We start from the raw sequence: 3,473 nt of genomic DNA, 5'->3' as shown, positions 1-3,473 counted from the left end.
GAATTACGACTATAAGCTGTGGGCGTGCCTCAGCCAGCGTCTGTTCCTGTCTCGCTTAGCTATGTTCGTTAGGCAGGCACTGGTCATGATGAGTTGGATTGCTGTTCTTTTACTGGCTTTCCCTGCCGTTGCATCGGCCGAGACTGAGCAGGAGTTTAATCTTTGCTCGGCCTACGTGGAGAAAGCTGTAGCTGGGGAGCAGACAGATCTTGGCTGGCCGGTATTCGTCAAATTAACAGGAATTGGTACCAACAGTTTGGGGGGCTTCACGGAAGCAAAAACCGGCAAAATGATCCGCATTGTTGTCGGTGATCGTGAATTTTCGAGGTCGACAATCTGGGTGCCAATTCCTAGCGGGGAGTTACATGGGACATTCAGTTCCAAGGAAGTTGCTACCGATTGGCAGCGAACTTTAGCAGGCCAACTGCCTGCTGCCCCTTGCGGTGCTGGAAATTGAGTAATGCCTAACCAGTTGTTGCAGTTCGTTCCGGGCCTGGCGGCCCTCCACCGGACGCCCTTTTCTCCGCTTCGCTGCAAAAAGGTCGCCGCTGAACAAAAGCGTTGGGCGGAAAAAATATGAGGGGGAATCGCAATGGATATGTTCGTTCAATTCAACCGTAAATCCATCGATGATCGTCAGATGGATACGCTTATCGGGCTGAGTAAGGGGCTTGTAGCTGATCGCCAGATAAACCAAGCGGAGGCGGAGTTCCTACAGAACTGGCTTATACAAAATCGACAGGCCACCGAGAACCCGGTAATCGGCAATCTTCTAAGTAAAATCAGCGTAATGCTAGAGGACGGCGTTCTCGATGCTGAAGAATCAGCCGAACTGCTTGAAACTCTGTATCAGATTTCCGGTAAACCTTCCGAATTTGGCGAGCTAGCTCGTGCAGCTGCGTTGCCCATCAACGATCCGGCGCCGCAAATCGCGTTCGAGGGGAGTACATTCGTATTCACTGGGACTTGCGCGCTCGGGACACGCAAAGACTGCCAAAAAGCCGTAGAACATCTCGGCGGGCACAACATCGCCAATGTGACGAAGAAGCTGAACTATCTTGTGTTGGGTTCCTACGTCACCGACAGTTGGGCGCACGAAACTTTTGGTCGGAAAATCGAAAAGGCTATGGATTACCGCGATTTGGGCGTTCCACTAGCCATCATCACCGAAGAGCACTGGGCGAAGTGTGGTGGTTTAGCCTGATGCCCAACAAGTCGCTGCAGTTGACCGCCCAAAGCGCTGGCGCGCTTCGGGTTCCCTCCGCAGGCTACGCCTGCTCCGGCTGCAACTGAGCTTCGGCGTTAGCACCCGAGAAAATTTCTGAGCCAATCTACTAGGTGGAGAGAATATTTCGATGAGCGCCGTTTATAATAACGCTAGTTGTGATATCTACATCGGGCGAGGTGCGGGCAAAAAGCTTTTAAAGGATATTTCAAGCGCGAGGAGTAACGTGAGAATTATCTCGCCTTATTTATCGCCTTCCCTGGTCAGCCATCTGGTTGATAGATATTACGACGGAGTCAAGGTACAGCTAGTAACTTCAGACGTAATCGAAGACTACTACGGTTCGTACGAGAAAAATATCCACAAATTAATTTCTCAAAATCGCAACACGGATATCGATGCCCAGGATAAAAGAAATAAATTGATAAGAATCAAAAAAATTCTCTCATTAAGCGGCGCGACTTTGTTTTTTATCGCGGCTCTTACTGCGTATTTCTTTCCCGACATAATGCTGTTATACGCAGTTATTCCGATTAGTTTTATCGCTGTCGCAAGGCATCTTTTAGTAATTAAAATTAAAAATAAAATAATTTATCATTATTCTTATCAACAATTGTTTCCATTTAAGGTGTTCCGTTCACCAGAACGTAACGAACATGGAAACACGTTTATCCACAGCAAAGTGTACATAATTGATGACGAGGTTGCGTACTTAGGCTCTCTGAATTTTACAGTTAGTGGAACCAAAAGTAATTACGAGACCCGGGTGAGAGTGACGGATGAAAAAGCGTTACAAGTCATTATCGATGAATGTGAAAAGCTTTTTAATACCCGCGGATTGCCGGTGCGAAATATCCATGAGTGGGGGCGAGAGCTCTATGCTGAGCCAATTAATTAGCGCAAAAGCCCTCTCGCACATGACTGTCGCATTTCGGGCCGTCGAAAATTAGTGCTAACAAAACGCTGCAGTTGACCGCCCAAAGCGCTGTCGCGCTTTGGGTCCCCTCCGCGGCCTACGGCCGCTCCGGCGGCAACTGAGCTTCGGCGTTGGGCGACACGGGAGAAGGCGAAATGATGAACGTGACGTTTGTGGGCACTTCCGACAGCTCGAAGCAGCTCCACTTGTTAATGGAGAAGGAGGCGTTTCCATTCCTCGACCAGTTGCTAGAAACTCACGCCAACGCGGGAGCCGGCGAAGGAATAGCTCTCTATCACAGTGTCGCCGCGACATGTATCGCGATGCCGTTATGGAAGATTGAGCGAATAACTTCGGAGCAGGCACAGTCGTTTACCCACGATTGCGCGCAGTGTTTCGTCGGGCAAATTGGCAGAATCAAAGATCTTGGACCCTATTCGCCTGGGCCTACGTCGAACGGTTTTGAAAACGCGTTGAATAAATACTTTGATCTCTCTGACGAAGTCCTTGAAGTCGTAGCGCCTGCTGTTGACGTCGCTCTCGCTTCAGGCTCAATGCAGAAAATTGGGACCCACTTAATCCAAGCCCCTTTCGGTTACACGCGCCTCGCGAAGTCCTTCTCCGATGCAGATGTAAATGAATTCAAAGGTAAGCTATCGATGCTCGGACTTAACTTGGCAAGCATGTCAATCAAAGCTTTCGGTAGTGCGTGAAGAATTGTCGCCCAACAGGGCGCTGCAGTTGACCGCCGAAAGCGCTGGCGCGCTTCGGTCGGCAACGGAGACTTGAGGGTCAGGTCTTGCATTTTGCACTCGCTCGACGATTGATATTTAGACAAGCGGGCAAAATGCAAAACTTCGAATCTTACGACCAAACTCCATAGTTGGAGACGGCATCTCCAATGCCGCCTCCAACATCCTTATGGTTATCGCTTTCGTCTACTCGACGTTCTGCTCGATCCACTGCTCGATCAGGTCCGCAATCTCCAGGTTGTTCCGGGCCTGCATCATCATGTGGCTATTGCCGGTGATGCCGAGCTCGGGCAGGTGCATCATCGTGGCGTTGCCGCCGGCGTCGTTGATCTCCTGCACGAGTTGCTGGCAGTCCTCGAATGCGTCCTGCCACGTGCCGCCGAGCCGGTCGAGGTAGTCGCCGTACATCATCAGCACGGGCATGCTGGCCAGCGTTTCGAGCTGCTGCTCGGTGGTGTCGCCGTCCTCGCTCACGCCGAAGTTCTCATGACACGTGCCGCCCGCCTCGATGAATCAACCCGGGTTTCCCGGAGGCTCGTGGGTTTGAGTCACGCCGCCTTGGCGGACTCGGAAAGTGTGG

Annotated in this window: 5 protein-coding genes; 4 read left to right on the top strand and 1 reads right to left on the bottom strand. The window is 51.1% G+C overall.

Annotation, left to right across the window (positions count from 1 at the left end; genetic code table 11):
• The 4 genes from SAHL_RS17420 to SAHL_RS01645 all read left to right on the top strand — a co-directional run.
• A partial coding sequence (locus SAHL_RS17420; RefSeq protein ID WP_221177777.1) for a hypothetical protein occupies positions 1–457 on the top strand: 457 nt, incomplete at its 5' end.
• 135 nt (positions 458–592) lie between these two features.
• On the top strand, positions 593–1,204 hold the full coding sequence (locus SAHL_RS01655; RefSeq protein WP_123589687.1) for a BRCT domain-containing protein: 612 nt from the start codon (positions 593–595) through the stop codon (positions 1,202–1,204).
• Between the two features lie 151 nt (positions 1,205–1,355).
• Positions 1,356–2,123 carry a phospholipase D-like domain-containing protein gene (locus SAHL_RS01650; protein ID WP_123589686.1) on the top strand — a complete coding sequence of 256 codons (768 nt, stop codon included), beginning with the start codon at positions 1,356–1,358 and terminating at the stop codon, positions 2,121–2,123.
• A gap of 176 nt (positions 2,124–2,299) precedes the next feature.
• Complete coding sequence (locus tag SAHL_RS01645) at positions 2,300–2,854, top strand: hypothetical protein (protein ID WP_148045443.1); 555 nt, start codon at positions 2,300–2,302, stop codon at positions 2,852–2,854.
• A 225-nt stretch (positions 2,855–3,079) separates the two neighbouring features.
• On the opposite strand, the gene SAHL_RS01640 is transcribed toward SAHL_RS01645, so the two are convergent.
• The gene (locus SAHL_RS01640) at positions 3,080–3,367 is read right to left on the bottom strand and encodes an alpha/beta hydrolase family protein (protein ID WP_123589684.1); all 288 of its coding nucleotides are present in this window, start codon (positions 3,365–3,367) and stop codon (positions 3,080–3,082) included.
• Positions 3,368–3,473: the final 106 nt, after the last annotated feature.

The organism is Salinisphaera orenii subsp. halophila YIM 95161 (genome assembly GCF_003732545.1).
GTDB classification, from domain to species: Bacteria; Pseudomonadota; Gammaproteobacteria; order Nevskiales; family Salinisphaeraceae; genus Salinisphaera; species Salinisphaera orenii_A.
Note: the sequence above shows the minus strand (reverse complement) of the source record. Positions and strands in the feature narration are given on the sequence as shown.

Excerpts from the sequence above, each read along its gene's own strand:
- SAHL_RS01650 (WP_123589686.1), top strand. The coding sequence starts at position 1,356 with ATGAGCGCCGTTTATAATAACGCTAGTTGTGATATCTACATCGGGCGA.
- SAHL_RS01655 (WP_123589687.1), top strand. The coding sequence starts at position 593 with ATGGATATGTTCGTTCAATTCAACCGTAAATCCATCGATGATCGTCAG.
- SAHL_RS01645 (WP_148045443.1), top strand. The coding sequence starts at position 2,300 with ATGAACGTGACGTTTGTGGGCACTTCCGACAGCTCGAAGCAGCTCCAC.